16 protein-coding genes and 1 pseudogene are annotated in these 16,801 nt (G+C 52.1%); 6 read left to right on the top strand and 11 right to left on the bottom strand.

The window, feature by feature from the left end; all coding sequences use genetic code 11:
• Nucleotides 1–2: 2 nt before the first annotated feature.
• The 6 genes and pseudogenes from lepB to rpoZ all read right to left on the bottom strand — a co-directional run bounded on the left by lepB (nucleotide 3) and on the right by rpoZ (nucleotide 5,262).
• Nucleotides 3–785, bottom strand: a complete 783-nt coding sequence (gene lepB, locus QFZ34_RS18235; RefSeq protein WP_115051853.1) for a signal peptidase I — start codon at nucleotides 783–785, stop codon at nucleotides 3–5.
• Between the two features lie 78 nt (nucleotides 786–863).
• Entirely contained in the window at nucleotides 864–1,268 is a 405-nt protein-coding gene (gene acpS, locus QFZ34_RS18230; protein ID WP_115051854.1) for a holo-ACP synthase, read from the bottom strand.
• Entirely contained in the window at nucleotides 1,265–1,822 is a 558-nt protein-coding gene (locus QFZ34_RS18225) for a DUF2062 domain-containing protein (protein ID WP_307283822.1), read from the bottom strand. The genes acpS and QFZ34_RS18225 overlap by 4 nt, the downstream gene beginning before the upstream one ends.
• Nucleotides 1,823–1,883: 61 nt before the next feature.
• A complete protein-coding gene (gene pyrE, locus QFZ34_RS18220) occupies nucleotides 1,884–2,462 on the bottom strand; it encodes an orotate phosphoribosyltransferase (protein ID WP_115051856.1) in 579 nt (192 codons plus the stop codon).
• 37 nt (nucleotides 2,463–2,499) lie between these two features.
• A complete protein-coding gene (locus tag QFZ34_RS18215; protein ID WP_307283817.1) occupies nucleotides 2,500–4,704 on the bottom strand; it encodes a RelA/SpoT family protein in 2,205 nt (734 codons plus the stop codon).
• A gap of 158 nt (nucleotides 4,705–4,862) precedes the next feature.
• Nucleotides 4,863–5,262, bottom strand: a pseudogene (gene rpoZ / locus QFZ34_RS18210) (DNA-directed RNA polymerase subunit omega).
• A 291-nt stretch (nucleotides 5,263–5,553) separates the two neighbouring features.
• Here rpoZ and QFZ34_RS18205 point away from each other — a divergent pair.
• Nucleotides 5,554–6,129: a LabA-like NYN domain-containing protein gene (locus QFZ34_RS18205; RefSeq protein ID WP_115051859.1), complete on the top strand. Its 576-nt coding sequence runs from the start codon at nucleotides 5,554–5,556 to the stop codon at nucleotides 6,127–6,129.
• 66 nt (nucleotides 6,130–6,195) lie between these two features.
• Complete coding sequence (locus QFZ34_RS18200; protein WP_307286462.1) at nucleotides 6,196–6,849, top strand: uracil-DNA glycosylase; 654 nt, start codon at nucleotides 6,196–6,198, stop codon at nucleotides 6,847–6,849.
• Between the two features lie 12 nt (nucleotides 6,850–6,861).
• Here QFZ34_RS18200 and smpB read toward each other — a convergent pair whose 3' ends face one another.
• Both smpB and dapA read right to left on the bottom strand, forming a co-directional pair.
• Nucleotides 6,862–7,350 (bottom strand): SsrA-binding protein SmpB, encoded by a 489-nt coding sequence (gene smpB, locus QFZ34_RS18195; protein WP_115051860.1) that lies wholly within the window; start codon nucleotides 7,348–7,350, stop codon nucleotides 6,862–6,864.
• A gap of 24 nt (nucleotides 7,351–7,374) precedes the next feature.
• Entirely contained in the window at nucleotides 7,375–8,256 is an 882-nt protein-coding gene (gene dapA, locus QFZ34_RS18190) for a 4-hydroxy-tetrahydrodipicolinate synthase (RefSeq protein WP_307283808.1), read from the bottom strand.
• A 554-nt stretch (nucleotides 8,257–8,810) separates the two neighbouring features.
• Here dapA and QFZ34_RS18185 point away from each other — a divergent pair.
• Nucleotides 8,811–10,904, top strand: a complete 2,094-nt coding sequence (locus QFZ34_RS18185) for a lytic transglycosylase domain-containing protein (protein WP_307283805.1) — start codon at nucleotides 8,811–8,813, stop codon at nucleotides 10,902–10,904.
• Nucleotides 10,905–11,085: 181 nt separating this feature from the next.
• On the top strand, nucleotides 11,086–11,976 hold the full coding sequence (locus QFZ34_RS18180) for an alpha/beta fold hydrolase (RefSeq protein WP_307283803.1): 891 nt from the start codon (nucleotides 11,086–11,088) through the stop codon (nucleotides 11,974–11,976).
• Nucleotides 11,977–12,129: 153 nt separating this feature from the next.
• Here the strand turns inward: QFZ34_RS18180 and QFZ34_RS18175 are convergent, their stop codons facing one another.
• The 3 genes from QFZ34_RS18175 to QFZ34_RS18165 form a co-directional block, all read right to left on the bottom strand.
• Complete coding sequence (locus QFZ34_RS18175) at nucleotides 12,130–12,738, bottom strand: helix-hairpin-helix domain-containing protein (protein WP_307283799.1); 609 nt, start codon at nucleotides 12,736–12,738, stop codon at nucleotides 12,130–12,132.
• A 159-nt stretch (nucleotides 12,739–12,897) separates the two neighbouring features.
• Nucleotides 12,898–13,560: a BON domain-containing protein gene (locus QFZ34_RS18170; protein ID WP_115051865.1), complete on the bottom strand. Its 663-nt coding sequence runs from the start codon at nucleotides 13,558–13,560 to the stop codon at nucleotides 12,898–12,900.
• A gap of 156 nt (nucleotides 13,561–13,716) precedes the next feature.
• The gene (locus tag QFZ34_RS18165) at nucleotides 13,717–14,829 is read right to left on the bottom strand and encodes a porin (RefSeq protein WP_307283795.1); all 1,113 of its coding nucleotides are present in this window, start codon (nucleotides 14,827–14,829) and stop codon (nucleotides 13,717–13,719) included.
• 464 nt (nucleotides 14,830–15,293) lie between these two features.
• Between QFZ34_RS18165 and QFZ34_RS18160 the strand changes: the two genes are divergently transcribed.
• Complete coding sequence (locus tag QFZ34_RS18160; protein WP_115052194.1) at nucleotides 15,294–15,623, top strand: DMT family transporter; 330 nt, start codon at nucleotides 15,294–15,296, stop codon at nucleotides 15,621–15,623.
• A gap of 59 nt (nucleotides 15,624–15,682) precedes the next feature.
• Nucleotides 15,683–16,699 (top strand): porin, encoded by a 1,017-nt coding sequence (locus tag QFZ34_RS18155; protein ID WP_307283790.1) that lies wholly within the window; start codon nucleotides 15,683–15,685, stop codon nucleotides 16,697–16,699.
• The last annotated feature ends 102 nt before the right edge of the window (nucleotides 16,700–16,801 follow it).

The following is a 16,801-nucleotide window of genomic DNA, read 5'->3' as shown; positions in this document are numbered from 1 at the left end:
GATCAATTGTTCTGCACGGAATTTGGTGCCGCATTGACGCTGTGCAACAAGCGGTCGAACCTCAGTTCAGACGGCCAGCGCCACAGTTCCAGCGGGCTTGCCTTGCCGGCGATTGAGAAGAAGATGATGTTCGCACGTCCGATGAAGTTTTCAAGCGGAACATAGCCCACATCAAAACGGCTATCGCTGGAATTGTCGCGATTGTCACCCATCATGAAATAATGTCCGGCAGGCACAACAAATTCGCGCGTATCGTCACCAACACCATTGGGCGTCAGGTCGAGCGTGTCGTAGGTTATGCCATTGGGCAGAACTTCGCGGTAAACGTCCACCGGACCCTGCGCCTCGGTGATATCCGGATTGTCGATCTGGCCTACCTTTTCGCGAGGTACGGCAACATCATTGATGTAGAGCACGCCGCTGCGCATCTGAATCTTATCGCCCGGCAGACCGATAACGCGCTTGATGAAATCGAGCGAGGTATCATTTGGTTTGCGGAACACGGCAATGTCGCCGCGCTTGGGATCACCGCTCCATATGCGACCGGAAAACAGATCAGGCGCAAATGGGATCGAATATTTCGAATAACCATAGGAGAATTTCGAAACGAAGAGATAATCGCCTTCCAACAAGGTCGGGCGCATCGAGCCGGAGGGGATGTTGAATGGCTGGAACAGCAATGTCCGGATTACCAGCGCAAGCAGAAGCGCCTGCACGATGACGCTGACCGTCTCGCCAAGACCACCGGAATTTTTCACAACAGCTTTATCGCTCACGCTTCTCATATCTCCAAAACAAAATGTGCCCCCTCTTAACCGCTGAGGGCTCGGGGGGCAATGCTGCCCATTGCCCTTTGAATGCGGCTATTCTTCGATTTTCAACGCCTCAATAATCACGAATGCTTGTGCCAGGGGGAAATCGTCAGTGATCGTCACATGAATGCGCGCAGAAAACCCAGGCGGAATAAGCTTCGCCAGACGATCCGCTGCACCATTGGTCAGTTTCATGGTCGGCGCGCCGCTAGGAAGATTAACGACGCCCATGTCGCGCCAGAACACGCCCTGCGCCAGGCCGGTGCCGAGAGCCTTGGCGCAGGCTTCCTTGGCGGCAAAACGTTTTGCGTAAGATGCAGCCCTTTGTTGACGCCGCTCGGATTTCGCTTGTTCAACAGGCGTATACACCCGATCGATGAAGCGTTTGCCATGGCGCTCAAGAGTTTTTTCTATTCGCCTGATATCGATCAAATCGCTTCCGACGCCAACAATCATGTGGTTTCAGTAATCTTTTGCAGTTGAGCAACCGGACGCCTGCTTTGAAAACTCGCAACCGCCCAACGGATGGGAAAATAGGCGAGCGCTGCCGCTGCCAATCCAAGCGGCACTGCTCCAATCAACATCGGTTCAATGAGTGGATGCCACAAAACGCCAAAATCCAGATGGCGCAACATGCCGCCAAGATGCGGCGGCAATGGATCGCCACTCAGGCTACCGGTCATGACGAAACGGCCAACTTCGAGCGTTGCAGCCCAAATGAAAGGCAAAATTAAAGGGTTGCCTAGAGTGGTTCCAATAACGGCCGCAGCAATGTTTCCACCGATCAACCAAGCGATCGCAAGGGCTATGGCAATATGAACACCGAGAATAGGGATGAACGCAGCAAATATCCCGCAGGCGAAACCTATCGCGATGGAATGCGGCGTGGCACGCAATCGCAGTACTCGCTTGCCAAAATAGCGCAAAGACCTGCCGATCGAACGGCGCGGCCATAAAGCGAGACGAAGCCGTTCGCGAAAGCCGGGAACATTGCGCTGCCTGAAGAGCATTTTGGTTTGGTTCCTTTTATCCGACAAGAATCCTCAGGATCCACGTTGGATAGTTGTTCGATCAAATATTGCGGCTACCCGGTTTAACGGGCGGAATTGCGGCAAGTTCCGGTGGAAGCTTGTCAGCAGGATAAGCCGGAACTTCGTACTCCGCCAGCGCAATCAGCGGTACGCCGACATCGCTCTTTCCGGCAGACCTGTCGATAATACAGGCAGCAGCCACCACGTCGGCGCCCAATTCCTGCAGGCAGGCTACGGTTTCGCGAATGGAAAGGCCTGTCGTTACGATATCCTCGACGATAACAACACGGGCACCCTTGGCAATTTCAAAGCGGCGAAGCTTGAACGTTCCGTTCTCACGCTCAACCCAAATTGCGGGAACGCCAAGATGCCGCGACGTTTCATAGGCAGGAATAATACCACCTATCGCGGGGCCAACGACGTAATCAATGTGACCGAGATCTGCGGTTTTAATCTTTTCAGCAAGCCCGCGACATACGCGTTCAGTCTTATCCGCATGCATGAACACACGCGCCTTTTGCAGAAAGACAGGACTGCGTAGTCCCGACGTCAGGATAAAATGACCCTCCAAAACCGCACCGGCTTCGCGAAAAACGTCCAAAACTTCATTCGTGTTCATGCTTTCCCCGCTAATTGTTGGGCTTCGATGGAATTGCTTATCCGTTGACGCGTTGGGCATCACTGACGCAATTGCTCTCTTTCAGCTTCGACAATATTCGATTGAGGTGTTTCAAATTCCAGACTTCCAGATCAACGATCATCTGGGTAAAATCCGGTGCTGTACGAACCATCGAAAGATTGTGAATATTGGTTTCATTTTCGGCGATAATCTGCGCGATTTCCGCCAATGAACCCGGCGCATTGATTGCCGAAATATTGATGCGTGCCGGAAAGCGGTCGCGGCGGCTCTCATCCACATCCCAGCGCACATCGATCCAGCGCTCTGGCTGGTCGTCATAGGCCATGAGGGCCGAAGACTGGATCGGATAGATCGTCATGCCGGAACCCGGCTGGAGAATGCCTACAATGCGGTCGCCAGGTACCGCGCCCTCAGGCGAGAAATGCACTGGCATATCATGGCTTGCGCCCCGGATCGGCAGTGCTTGCGGCCCGCCCGGTTCGGCGCCTTCCGGCATTTTGAAGATCATGCCGGAAGTATTGCGGAAGTTGACCCAGCCCTCTTCACGCTCGATTGCGCTCGGCTTTACCTTCGCATCCTGATATTCTGGATAGACCGCCTTCATCACGTCAGAAGAAGGCAATTCACCGCGACCTACTGCCGCCAGCACATCGTCGATTTCCTTGCGAGCCAGACGTGGCAAGCCCTTCTTCAATTCATCGCGTGAATAGACCTTCCCTGCCCGTTCGAAGGCGCGCTCCAAAATCTGCATGCCCAATCCGGAATATTGTTTGCGCACCGCAAGTCGGGTGGCGCGACGGATGGCGGCCCTGGCCTTGCCGGTTACAACAATACCTTCCCATGCGGCGGGCGGAGTTTGTGACTTGGAACGGATGATGTCGACTTCATCGCCATTGTGCAGCACGGTCATGAGCGGCATGATACGGCCATTGACCTTCGCGCCAACACAGCTATCCCCGATATTCGTGTGAACGGCGTAGGCAAAATCAATTGGAGTTGCCCCCCGAGGCAGGGCAATCAAGCGGCCCTTCGGGGTAAAGCAGAATACCTGATCCTGAAACAATTCAAGTTTGGTGTGTTCAAGAAACTCTTCCGGATTGTCACCTTCCGCCAGAGCTTCGATAGTTTGCCGCAGCCACGCATAGGCATTGGTTTCAGTAGAGATGACGTGCGGATTTTGCGCGCTACCACGATCCTTATAGATCGAGTGCGCTGCAACACCGTACTCGGCGATATCATTCATCTCGCGGGTGCGAATCTGCAATTCAACGCGCTGACGCGAGGGGCCAACAATGGTTGTATGTATCGAACGATAATCGTTCTGTTTTGGCGTTGAGATATAGTCTTTGAAACGTCCCGGAACCATTGACCAGGTCGTATGAATAATGCCCAACGCATTATAGCAATCGGCCACGGTATCTACGACTACGCGAAATCCGAAAATATCGGACAATTGCTCGAACGAAAGCCCCTTGCTTTCCATCTTGCGAAAAACTGACCAAGCCTTTTTCTGACGGCTTTTAACGCTCGATTTAATACCGTTTTTCTCGAACAGGCTGGAGAGATCCGACTCGATCTGCTGCAGCGTTGCGCGGTTTTTCTCCATCAGCTCGGCAAGGCGGTTGGTGACCGCATTGAAGGCTTCAGGGTTGATGTAGCGGAACGCTAATTGCTCGAGTTCCTCGCGCATATCCTGCATACCCATGCGACCGGCCAGCGGCGCATAAATATCCATTGTCTCTTCAGAAATACGCAGACGCTTGTCTTCAGGCACATGGTGGAGTGTGCGCATATTGTGCAAACGGTCAGCAAGCTTGACCAGAAGAACGCGTACATCGTCTGAGATGGCGAGCAAAAGCTTGCGCAAATTCTCCGCCTGAACCGCTTTTTTGGAAACGAGATCAAGCTTTTTAAGCTTTGTCAGCCCCTCAACGAGCTTCCCGATATCCGGTCCGAATAATGTATCAATCTCTTGGCGGGTCGCCGAAGTGTCTTCAATAGTGTCGTGAAGAAGTGCAATCGCGATGGTCGCCTCGTCCAGATGCATGTCCGTGAGGATAGCGGCGACTTCGAGTGGATGAGAAAAATAGGGATCTCCCGACGCGCGTTTCTGGTGCCCATGTTTCTGCATGGCATAGACATAGGCTTTGTTAAGCAGCGCCTCGTTGACGTCAGGCTTGTAACGCTGGACACGCTCGACAAGCTCATACTGACGCATCATGGACGGGCACCTCACACACGGGAATTCAAATACATACCGAACAGTATGCAACCTATATGGTAATTACATTACCAAGACGCAAAAATAATGCGCCGCAGAAGCTGCGACGCATCAAAAGCCGAAACTGGCTGATAATCGCGCTTTTGCGCGATATTTGATTAGTAATCGTCGCTTTTTTTCCGGGGCTACGAGGCCCTCGATGCCTGCCAGCAATTCTTCTTCCGACATTGAGTCGAATGAAACATTGTCTTCGTCAGCAGATGCAGTCTCGGCAACCTGACCTTCAATGGCGGCAACCGGTGCAGATGCAGCAGCTTCCGGCTCATCAACTTCAACATGCTTCTGCAAGGAATGAATAAGATCTTCCTTGAGGTCGCCGGGAGAAAGTGTCTCATCTGCGATTTCGCGCAGAGCAACAACCGGATTTTTATCGTTGTCGCGATCAATAGTGATCGCAGCGCCTTGCGAAATCAGGCGGGCGCGATGGCTGGCAAGCAGAACCAGTTCAAAGCGGTTCTCTACCTTGTCAACGCAATCTTCAACAGTGACACGGGCCATGGACTGCCCCTTTCATTTTTAAACGAATTAGCGGATTAATGCCGACATAACGCGGTTGCCGCTAAAAAACAAGCAAAAGCGCATCGAAGATTAATTGTGAGAATTTGATACTAAACGGAGTTTGAGCACTTCTGTCTAGTTATGTGTACAAAATTGCAAGCAAGGGTATTGGCTTTTCTGCGAACTCGACGTACTTAATATATTAGACTTTCGTATAAGATCAGATCGGGCTACTTTACAAAACAAGCTCATTTGAAATTGACGCTCAGATTTTCGAAATGGAACCTTATTATGTTTGACCCCAGAGAAAAGATCGTCTTGTTCATTGACGGTGCAAATCTCTACGCAGCCTCCAAGGTACTGGGATTTGATATTGATTACCGCAAGTTGCTCACAGCTTTTCAAAAGCGCGGATACTTACTTCGGGCTTATTATTACACCGCGTTGGTTGAAGATCAAGAATACTCTTCAATTCGCCCATTGATAGACTGGCTAGACTACAACGGCTACAAGGTTGTAACAAAGCCTGCTAAAGAATTTACTGACTCTGCTGGCCGCCGTAAGATCAAGGGTAATATGGACATCGAACTTGCTGTCGATGCTATGCAGCTTACTGATACGGTAGATCACTTTGTTATCTTCTCCGGCGACGGTGATTTCCGCTCTCTTGTTGAAGCGCTACAGCGTAAAGGCCGCAAGGTAAGCGTTGTTTCAACGCTCTCCACACAGCCGCCGATGATCTCTGATGAATTGCGCCGTCAGGCGGATCACTTCATCGACCTGACTTCCTTGCGTAATGAGATTGGCCGCGAAGCTTCTGAGCGTGCGCCACGTCAGCGCGTTGAAGAAGAGCAAGTCGAGTATTAAGCCTTATCAACACAGTCATGAAAATGCCGCATGGAAATCCGTGCGGCATTATGCTTTTTAGCGGTTATGAGTGTTGAACCCTCCCCCGATTGCCCGATTTGCCAGCGTTTACATGACTTTATCGCCGAGTGGCGCATAAAGGAGCCGAGCTGGCACAATGCGCCTGTGCCGACATTCTTACCCGTCGGCGGGATTGATTCCGTAAAGCTTCTGATTGTTGGTCTGGCGCCCGGGGTGCGCGGCGCCAACCGCACAGGACGGCCATTTACCGGCGATTATGCCGGCGATTTACTGTATGGCACATTGTCCGAATTTGGCTTCTCCCGTGGGACCTTTGCAGCGCGTCCCGATGATGGGCTCGAACTTGTCAATGCCTCCATCACCAATGCCGTTCGATGTGTGCCGCCGGAAAACAAGCCTGTTGGCGGCGAAATCAGCAATTGCCGCAGGTTTTTGACGCCAACCATAGAACAATTCACCAATCTAAGAGCGATTGTTACACTTGGCACCATTGCGCACCAATCCACGATCCGTGCATTTGGGCAGCCCGTGGCCAAGTTCCCTTTCAGCCATGGCGGTCAAAACGACATCGGTAATATTCGTATTTTTTCGAGCTACCATTGCTCGCGCTACAATACCAATACAGGGCGGCTAACAACCGAAATGTTCAAGAGCGTCTTTGCCGATGTCAGACGCTATCTTGATGATCTTCCTGAGTAATTCAAAACAAACCTAGCCGCGATCACGCAGGAGCCGGGACTTTTCACGATTCCAGTCGCGTTGTTTCTCCGTCTCACGCTTGTCATGCAGCTTTTTGCCGCGGGCGACGGCAAGCTCCAATTTCGCTCTCCCCTGATCGTTGAAATAGAGCTTTAGGGGAACGATTGTCATCCCTTCGCGATCCACAGATTGGCCGAGCCGCGACATTTCACGCTTACTAATCAATAGCTTACGATGGCGTCGTGGTTGATGATTGAAGCGGTTCGCCTGCAGATATTCCGGAATGTAGGAGTTGATGAGCCAGAATTCCCCATTCTCAAAGCTAGCATAGCTTTCGGCGATGTTGGACTGATTGTTGCGAAGGGATTTAACCTCCGTGCCAGCCAGAACAATGCCAGCCTCCAGCGTGTCGAGAATCTCGAAATTGAAGCGTGCTTTACGGTTTTCAGCAATTATTTTGCGAACCGTGATGGGTTTTGAGGCGGATTTTGGCTTATTCATGCAATTTATATGGGATTCCGTACCTTAATTAACCAGCCCTGCATGCCGCATGGCCTGATCAAGACGAGCAGCAGTTGCAGTCTCAATCTGAACCATTGGCGAACGAAGAGCATTTTGCATCTTTCCAAGCTTTGACAGAGCATATTTGGGACCGCTTGGGTTCGGCTCAATAAAGAGAGCCTTGTGCAAAGGCATCAATTTATCCTGTATTTCCAAAGCCTTGGCGTAGTCACCGCTAAGCGTCGCCGCCTGAAATTCAGCGCAAAGGCGTGGCGCAACATTAGAAGTTACAGAGATGCAGCCGACGCCACCATGAGCATTGAAGCCCAAAGCCGTCGCATCTTCACCCGATAGCTGGATGAAATCCTTGCCGCAGGTAATACGCTGCTCAGAAACACGCTCAATCTTGCCAGTGGCATCCTTGACCCCGGCTATATTCTTGAAATCATTGGTCAACTGACCCATGGTTTCTGGCGTCATGTCGATAATAGAACGGCCCGGAATATTATAGATGATGATCGGCAGCGATACGGATTCGGCGATTGCCTTGTAGTGAGCATAGAGGCCGCGCTGACTGGGCTTGTTGTAATATGGGGTAACAACCAGAATTGCGTCAGCACCGGCCTTTTCCGAAAACTGAGCCAATTCAATGGCTTCACGTGTATTGTTTGACCCAGCGCCCGCAATAACAGGAACTTTTCCAGCGGCCTCCTCAATGCAGACCTCGACAACACGCTTATGTTCGGCATGGGAAAGCGTGGGAGATTCACCTGTGGTTCCGACTGGAACCAGACCATTCGTGCCCTCGTCTATCTGCCAGGAAACGAAGCTGCGAAAGGCTTTTTCGTCAAACGCACCATCATCGAGAAATGGCGTGACGAGTGCGGTGATTGAGCCTTTCAGCATGGGGAAACTCCAGAATAATAAACATTGTCCCCTTTCCGCTACCGGAAAGAAGGTGGCGCACCATAGTCGGACGAGCCTTATGGCACAAGTTCATTTGCGTTATGTAAATGATCAACCTCGCGCAACTATTTTGCACGCGTGGATTGATATTTTTCGGGAAAATTCGGGGTTTTTTCCAGAGTTTTTTGATATTTTTGCGCAGTTATTTTTGAAAAACAGTTCAAGCCCTGTCAAAACACGGATTTGTAGGGGCTTTTGGCCTGTTTCACACTCAAAAACGGATCAAATTAATAGAACGAACGTTCAATTAAATGATCGCTCATATGTAAGCTGACGCTTTTTTGTTTTAATTCCGTTCACTCTTGTGTGAATGAACGCGCGTCTTTCATCAGGCAGCACATGCCAGGCGGGCCATTCTCTACGCCTGTTCAAAAGCAAGCTTTGCAGATAACCTTTCGTTAATATCCCCTTCATACGTCCGCCATTATTATCTGATTTACAGGTCTCTGGATCAGGGGCCATGGATCCAACTCTTTAAGTAACCGGTAGTCTGTATGCTGAGAACTTCTGTTTTGCGTCTCGTTCTTTTCGGCTCCGCCTGCACTCTGGCGGTAACGACGGCTTATGCTCAAAATGCTGTTCCAACCCCGACCTTGCGCCCCTTTGCGCCCAGTCAAACCCGTGCCAATCCCGCCATGCAGGCGATGACGCATCCAGATCCGGTCACAACGTCTGGAATAGCTCAACCTTCAAAGCCATCGGCTATAGCAGGGAGCCTGAAAAGCGGACTTGATGCCATCGCTTCAGGCGATGTGCAGCGCGCTGTAGGCATACGCAATGGATTGCCTGCGCAGGCTCTGGACCGCCACATTTTGACATGGGCCATCGGGCTGTCAAATGCACCGGGTCTGCCCTCTTCCGAAATTGCCAATGCTGCTGCCGAGCTCCCGGGCTGGCCGGGTATGGCAACCTTCCGCAATAATTCCGAGCGCGCACTTTATAAGGAAAATCCGGCTCCATCCGTTGTCATCAAGGCTTTCGGCAATACCGCGCCTCAAACTGTCGAAGGCGTGATTATTCTTGCACGCGCCCATGTCGCCAATGGCAATGCCCGTGCGGCTCAAGCCGTGCTTGGACCATTCTGGCGCAACAAGAAGCTGGATGACAATCAGGAAGCGATGATCTTAAAAGAGTTCTCGCAGGTCATATCGCGCTCGGATCATCTGACACGCATGCTGACCATGCTTTATGAGGGCAAGGTCAAATCGGCCGGACGGGTTGCCAAGCTTGCCAATGCTTCCTCGCTCTATCAGGGCTTTGCTGCTGTGCTGCAAAAGTCTCCCGATGCCGCAAAAAAACTGGCAGCGGTCGATGACTCGTGGAAATCTAATGCGGCCTATATTTTCGCCAAAGCGCAATATTTGCGGCGCGCCGAGAAATATAAGGAAGCGGCAGACGTGATCAACACAGCGCCGCGCGACGCAGCCTCGCTGGTTGATCCCGATGCATGGTGGACCGAGCGCCGCGTCCTCTCGCGTGAGTTGCTGGATATTGGTGATGCCAAGCGCGCCTATCGCGTAGCTGCCATGCATAGCGCTGAAACGCCAACAGCTGCTGCCGACGCTGAATTTCATGCGGGATGGTATGCGCTGCGCGCGCTGCGCGATCCTAAAACAGCACAGCGCCATTTCGCACGGATTGCCGAGATCTCCTCGCGACCAATGTCTGCTTCGCGCGCCTATTATTGGCTCGGCCGTGCAGCCGAAGAAGGAAGCGCAGGCAGCGCACGCGATTATTACGCACGCGCCTCCCGCTATGGCACGACATTCTATGGACAGCTGGCTGCCGCCAAGCTTGGACAAAATGGCCTGCAACTGCCCTACCCCAAGCCGACCGATGCCGACCGCAATCGCTTTGCAGAGCGCGAAGCCGTGCGCGCCATACAACGGCTGGAGCAAACCGGTTATGACAGCAGGGCTGCATTGCTTTACACCAGCCTTGCACAGGAAATCGACAGTCCGGGCGAGCTGGCGCTTCTCGCCGTGATGGCCGAACGCAAGAACAACCATTTTGTCGCCTTGCGTGTAGGCAAGGCCGCTGCGCAACGCGGGATTGATGTTGGTGCGCTTTCGCACCCCATCGGAGCGATCCCCGGCAATGCCAATATCTCCGGTTCGGGCACCGCATTGGCCTATGCCATTGCGCGACAGGAAAGCGAATTCAATCCAGGCGCCCTATCGAGCGCCGGGGCACGCGGGCTATTGCAGCTGTTGCCCGGAACAGCAAAGGGCGTGGCAACCCGCGCCGGGATGAGCTATTCGCAAGCCCGCCTGACCACGGATGCCGCTTATAATGCGACGCTGGGAGCAAAATTTCTTGGCGAGCAAATTGCCAAGTTTGATGGCTCGTATGTGCTTACCTTTGCCGGTTACAATGCAGGTCCCACCCGCGCCAATGAATGGAAAGCCAAATATGGCGATCCCCGTGGCAAATCGGTGGACGAGGTTGTCGATTGGATTGAGCGGATCCCCTATACCGAAACCCGTAACTACGTGCAGCGGGTAATGGAAAACTATCAAGTCTATAAGGCGCGGCTTACTGGCAAGGCGCAGATCGAAAGCGACCTGACAGCGGGTCGTCGCGGCTGAGTTTTGTTGAGCTTGAAGATTGCAAACCCCCTCTCTTGCGATTTCTAGCACTTAGCAAAAGCTAAGATCTTGAAATCGCTTTCTCTCCCGCAAGGGAGAGATAACCGGCATCAGCTTTTAGATCTTCTTACAGCTTTAGCAGGCTGCTACTCAGGGAGGGGCTTTAAATGGGGCGATTATCGTGAGCGAAACTTTCACCGAGGTCTTTTACGACGCACCTGACAAGTTGACGCTTTATGGCCGGGTCTATCAACCGGCCTCCGAAACCGAAAATCTCCCGCTCATTTGTTTACCCGGTCTGACGCGCAACAGCCGCGATTTTCACGAATTGGCGTTGATACTTGCCAATCACCCGGCGACACCGCGCAAGGTCGTGACTTTCGATTATCGCGGGCGCGGGCAATCAGCCTACGACCATGAGTGGCAAAACTACAATATCCGCGTTGAAGCCGGCGATATTCTTGCCGGACTGAAAGCGCTCAATATAGATCAAGCGATTTTTCTTGGTACATCGCGTGGAGGCTTCATCATTCACGTGCTTGCTGCTGTGGCGCCGCAAGTCTTGAAGGGTGTCATTTTCAACGATATCGGACCTGAAATTGTGTCTGATGGCCTGCGGCAGATCAGCGATTACCTATCCAAATCCAAGAGTCCCGCCGATTGGCAGCATGCAACAGCGCTGCAAAAAGCAGTTCATGGCAAGGCTTTTCCCGCGCTTGGCGACGCCGACTGGGACCGTTTCGCCCGAGCCATCTATCGCGACGACAATGGAAAAATCCGTTCGGACTATGATCCCAACCTATTGAAAACACTGGAAGGAATTGACTTCAGCGTCAAACTTCCCGATCTCTGGGCGCAGTTTGAACTCATGAAAGACTTGCCATTGCTGGTAATCCGGGGGGAGAACACGACACTTCTGGCACAGGAAACCGTTGATGATATGATGCGCCGTCACCCGGCTTTGCAGTTCATCAATGTTGGCGGACAGGGCCATGCGCCATTTCTGGAAACGGGGCAACTGCCTCAATTGATTGCTGCGTTTTTGGCCGGTGTGGATCTGCGTGCTGATTGAACCAAACAGCATCATGTATTGTGCATGTTTACAGTTTCTTGTTACGAAGTGGCATTCGCGCTGTGCGTGGTTCGCCCTTCAACTAGCTCAGGAGGGCTCACCATGAGAAAGGTTGGCTCTCGGCAGTACCATTCTGCAATCAGCGAAACATCCTCATGGTGAGCTTGTCGAACCACGCAAGGTTTTTTTTGCCGCTTTTTCAGGCGTCTTTTTCACCAAAGCAGCCGCCTGTTTGACCCAATTTTCACGCAGTGCCCTACCCGCAAAGCCGATTTCCGTACTGACCCAATTAGCTTGTTCGACAGTCCATGCGGCGATCTGGTCATAATGGAAAATACCAAGGGCGAAAAGTTTGGCTTCGATGCTGGCACCAATTCCGTCAATCTCACTCAGTTTGTCAGGTTTGCCACGACGCGCGCTCTTAAGAAGAGTCGGGCGATGATCATCATTCTGATTGGGGTGGCGCGTTATAACCTTGGGCTCTGCCTTCCGCGGCGATTTTTGCGCTGTCTTGACCGGTCTCGGGGGAACCGGCTCTGCCGGAGGTATCATCGAGGCAGCCTCAATAGCTGATTTTTTTACATCATCATTGACCGCCACCAGAGTGGATTGAGATGCAAGCCGCGCATCGGCAGCGCGGGTGGAGCTTTCGGCGACTGAGGGTTTTCGCGGCGACAACCTCCTGAAAACATTACCTAAAACCGCGCCAACAACAAAAGCTGCGGCGATAAGGAATAATGATTGAAGGATAAAACTCATCATCGCCGACTATCTCCTGCCCTCAAGCCTGCTCAACTTATTTCACCCTCATGAGTGGACCAGCCGACATAGAATCCCACGAGAACAGCGACAAGCAGGAAGAACCAGAGCTGCGAAATCATGTACCACATTTACAAAACCCCCTCGCCCCGGATTCAGTTGTCAGCCACCTTGACCGACGGGTGGGACCAATTTGATCTCATTTAAAGCCGCATCCCCCGGAAGCGGTTTTTTCAACGCATCATTTATAGCAGCATAATCGGCAGAACTGGCCGGAGTGCCTCTGATCGTATAGGTTTTTCCCGAGATTTCCACTTCACCATTGATCAATTGTGCAGCCTGTCCCAAGGCAAATTGCACAAGTTCAAAGAACGCTGGCGGAGCGCCCCGCGCCACGGCCATCTCATCAAGAATCTCAATACCGGGCATGGCAAGTTCTGCTGCGCTGAGGATTTTTGCCCTTGTATCTCCATAAGGAACATTGCCCGAAAGCAGAATTCCATCATCCGATTTGGTGATGACAAAGGAAAAAGGCTCGGCCAGAGACAAAAGGGTCGTCTGATTATCGACAATTCGGACACCGGGAATCTCATTGGTGATCTTTATGGCGTCGGCCAGAGCTTCCTCCGATGGTGCCACACCTTTCAAGATAAGATCGCGGCCATCCACTTCGGCACTGGCCCAGTCATTTTGCGCTGAAAGTGCTGTGTTGGCAGCTTCTGTTATGCGGGCGTCAATCGGGCCTGCAAGAAACCATCCAGCCAGAACAGTCAGAAGCGCGACGGTAATAATACCTGGCCAAAACCAGTTCTTCAGGGCGCGCATTTCAAACCTTGTCCTTTATCCAGCACATTGAACCAATGTTCTGCCTGATGTGGACAGCGATATCAACATGCAGAGCCCAGAGAATCAGGACCTGCAAACAAAGAAAAACCCGACAGCTTGCGCTGCCGGGTTTCAATCAACCAATCCAGTGAAGGATTAGAAGTTACGCTGGAAACGTACGATACCTGTGAAAGCGTCGTCGCCTGAACCACGGCTTTCGTCAAACGAAGCGTAGTTTACTTCTGGAGTGATTACGAAGCCTGGTACGATTTCGTAGTTCACGTTCAAAGCAGCAGCGAATGTGCCAGCTTCTTCGTAAGCAACCTGTGCATTGACAGTTGCCTTCTCGGAAACCTTAGCAGACAGACCGCCCCAGATTGCGTAGTCGCCGTTCCACGAACCGTAGTAGTTGCCGCCTTCGGAAACTACATCCAGATCGTCTTCGTTAGACTGGTAACCACCCATTACGAAAGCGGATACTGTGTCTGTGAACTTAACGTCCAAACGAACCTTACCAGCGAATTCTTCAACAACTGAGTCGTAAGCTGCAACAGCGGAGATACCGCCCCAAGCCTGCTCAAACTTCACACCAGCAACAACGTGTGGCATGTAGTCTTCGATCAGGTGATCGTCGTCGCCCTGTTCCAAACCAACCATTGCAGAGAAGCCATTGCCACCAGCAAAGGTGTAGCTGATCTGGTTTGTACGGCCGCCAGCATAAGCAATAACGTCATCGGAGATTACGTTACCAGCTGAACCGGTCCATGTATCATACTGCGAGTCGGAAACACCAACGCGGAAACCACCGAGTTCGATGTAAGCATGTGAAATGTAGCCGCCGTTGCCGTAGTATGAACCTTCGTCAACGATTGTTTCTAGTTCGCCATCTGCGTTAATGAAAGTTCTGTCGCCGCGGCCGCCATATGCCTTGTGATCAAAGCGAGCTTCGATGAACGAACGCAATGTGCCAAGTTCAGTTTCGCTACGAGCGTCGAAACGGAGAGTAGCACGTGCCTGCTTTGCCCATGTGTCGAGTTCTTCACCGCTGTATGGATCGTCACCAGCAATTGCGTCGTAACGAACGTAACCGCTGATCTTCAAGCAGGTTTCGGTGCCTGGGATGTAGAAGAAGCCAGCGCCGTATGTGTCGCAAACGCGAACATATTCGACAGGCTCTGGTTCAGCGACAACAACTGCGTCTGCAGCGCGTGCGCCTGATACTGCAACGAGGGCTGCAGCGGAGCCGAGAAGTAGGCTCTTAATGTTCATTTCTGACCTCCAGTCAAAGTTAAAAATGGGTCTGGGCATTCCAATTTGGCTGAAGGACAACCTGTCCCCATCCCCTAAGTGCAAGAAGAAATGCTGTAACGCCCTTCCTCTCGACAGACCATACTCGCCAGCGCTCGCGTTTCAACCACGAATGTCCATCGGCGGGCCTTGTGCAGGCTCTATGACCGGGGGCTGTTGCACAAAAGCCACGAAATCGCCGTTCCATCTTCAATATCTTTACCACTCATTAATATAGGTAACCCGAATTTTAATAAATTCCGCATGTTCCTGCCGGTATTGGAACGGCATTTGAACACGGAATCAGCCATTACTGCGCCCTGCAAGGCGAGTCACTGAATCGAATCAAGCCTTTAACCGGCAAATCCGCCGGTCGCCACTTGAGGGCTGCGAATCATTCTTTGAGGCGTCTGTGCGTTGCCATGCGTTCATTTGATGGTCCCCACATGACATATGTTTACCTCGTTGCTGCCATAATTTTTGAAGTCATCGCCACATCCGCGCTCAAGCAGGCTGAGGGCTTTACGCGCCTATTGCCTTCGCTTGTATGCATCTTCGGCTATGGCGCCGCATTCTATCTGCTTTCAATCCCGATCAGAACCATTCCAGTCGGCGTGGTCTATGCCATCTGGTCCGGCGCCGGCATCGTCCTTATTGCGGCTGTTGGCTGGTTCTGGTTTCGGCAAACCCTGGATCTTGCCGCGATCATTGGCCTGGCACTCATTATAGCCGGTGTTCTGGTGGTTAATCTGTTTTCGAATTCGGTTGGCCACTAAACCCAGCAAAGACGGGTTTTCGCGCGTCCCCTCCAGCGAATCTTGACTGGAGGTCAGAAATGAACATTAAGAGCCTACTTCTCGGCTCCGCTGCAGCCCTCGTTGCAGTATCAGGCGCACGCGCTGCAGACGCAGTTGTTGTCGCTGAACCAGAGCCTGTCGAATATGTTCGCGTTTGCGACACATACGGCGCTGGCTTCTTCTACATCCCAGGCACCGAAACCTGCTTGAAGGTCGATGGTTATGTTCGCGTCGATGTAAAGGGTGGCGATCTCTGGGGGCGCAACACCGACAAGAATCCCGACATTGACACTTACAAGTTCCGTTCGCGCGGCGTTGTACGTTTTGATGCCCGTTCGGAAACCGAGCTTGGTACACTCAAGTCGTATATCGCAACCGAATTCACAGTAGATGAAGGCGCCGACAAAGCAGCAGCACTTCCTCACGCCTATATCGAACTTGGTGGCTTCCGCATCGGTGTAACCGATACAACATTTGGTAGCTGGACAGATGGTGGAAACGTCATCAACGACGACATGGTTGATTATGACGGCGATAAGACTAATCAGGTCAGCTACACCTTCGCTGGCGGCAACGGCTTCTCGGCTATCATCGGTCTGGAACAAGGTGACAAGGATCACCTGATCAACGATTACCTGCCACACGTTGTTGCTGGTGCGAAGTTCGAACAGACCTGGGGTTCAGTTTCCGGCGTTATTGGCTATGATTCCGTTGTTGAAGAATTCGCTGGCAAGGTTCGTTTGGACATCAAGGCGACTGATCAGCTATCCTTCTTCGTCATGGGCGGCTATCAGTCTGACGTAAAAGCCGATGATTACTACGGTGCGTGGACCGGCGATTATGCAATCTGGGGCGGTGTAACTGCCAAGGTTTCCGACAACGCAAAAGTTAATGCCCAGGTTGCCTATGATGAAGCAGACATTATCGCAGCATCTTTGAATGTTGCATATGAGCTGGTTCCTGGCTTCGTTGTTACTCCAGAGATCGACTATAAAGATGCCAAGGGCTCTGATGATGCGTTCGGCGGTGTGATCCGCTTCCAGCGCAACTTCTAATCCTTCGATTATCTTCTACCAATGCCGGGTTTTCCCGGCGTTGGCTTTTCCTCTCAAAATATAAACCAACAAGCCATTTTCAGCGCTCGCAATTTTGAATGG

This window comes from Phyllobacterium ifriqiyense (assembly GCF_030817885.1).
Classification (GTDB): Bacteria; Pseudomonadota; Alphaproteobacteria; order Rhizobiales; family Rhizobiaceae; genus Phyllobacterium; species Phyllobacterium ifriqiyense.
Note: the sequence above shows the minus strand (reverse complement) of the source record. Positions and strands in the feature narration are given on the sequence as shown.

What these genes read in the sequence shown, in the direction of transcription:
- QFZ34_RS18225 (WP_307283822.1), bottom strand. Translation starts at nt 1,822, where the DNA reads ATGCTCTTCAGGCAGCGCAATGTTCCCGGCTTTCGCGAACGGCTTCGT.
- QFZ34_RS18205 (WP_115051859.1), top strand. Translation starts at nt 5,554, where the DNA reads ATGTTTGACCCCAGAGAAAAGATCGTCTTGTTCATTGACGGTGCAAAT.
- QFZ34_RS18155 (WP_307283790.1), top strand. Translation starts at nt 15,683, where the DNA reads ATGAACATTAAGAGCCTACTTCTCGGCTCCGCTGCAGCCCTCGTTGCA.
- QFZ34_RS18200 (WP_307286462.1), top strand. Translation starts at nt 6,196, where the DNA reads ATGAGTGTTGAACCCTCCCCCGATTGCCCGATTTGCCAGCGTTTACAT.
- lepB (WP_115051853.1), bottom strand. Translation starts at nt 785, where the DNA reads ATGAGAAGCGTGAGCGATAAAGCTGTTGTGAAAAATTCCGGTGGTCTT.
- QFZ34_RS18175 (WP_307283799.1), bottom strand. Translation starts at nt 12,738, where the DNA reads ATGATGAGTTTTATCCTTCAATCATTATTCCTTATCGCCGCAGCTTTT.
- smpB (WP_115051860.1), bottom strand. Translation starts at nt 7,350, where the DNA reads ATGAATAAGCCAAAATCCGCCTCAAAACCCATCACGGTTCGCAAAATA.
- QFZ34_RS18170 (WP_115051865.1), bottom strand. Translation starts at nt 13,560, where the DNA reads ATGCGCGCCCTGAAGAACTGGTTTTGGCCAGGTATTATTACCGTCGCG.
- QFZ34_RS18160 (WP_115052194.1), top strand. Translation starts at nt 15,294, where the DNA reads ATGACATATGTTTACCTCGTTGCTGCCATAATTTTTGAAGTCATCGCC.
- QFZ34_RS18215 (WP_307283817.1), bottom strand. Translation starts at nt 4,704, where the DNA reads ATGATGCGTCAGTATGAGCTTGTCGAGCGTGTCCAGCGTTACAAGCCT.
- pyrE (WP_115051856.1), bottom strand. Translation starts at nt 2,462, where the DNA reads ATGAACACGAATGAAGTTTTGGACGTTTTTCGCGAAGCCGGTGCGGTT.
- acpS (WP_115051854.1), bottom strand. Translation starts at nt 1,268, where the DNA reads ATGATTGTTGGCGTCGGAAGCGATTTGATCGATATCAGGCGAATAGAA.
- QFZ34_RS18185 (WP_307283805.1), top strand. Translation starts at nt 8,811, where the DNA reads ATGCTGAGAACTTCTGTTTTGCGTCTCGTTCTTTTCGGCTCCGCCTGC.
- QFZ34_RS18165 (WP_307283795.1), bottom strand. Translation starts at nt 14,829, where the DNA reads ATGAACATTAAGAGCCTACTTCTCGGCTCCGCTGCAGCCCTCGTTGCA.
- dapA (WP_307283808.1), bottom strand. Translation starts at nt 8,256, where the DNA reads ATGCTGAAAGGCTCAATCACCGCACTCGTCACGCCATTTCTCGATGAT.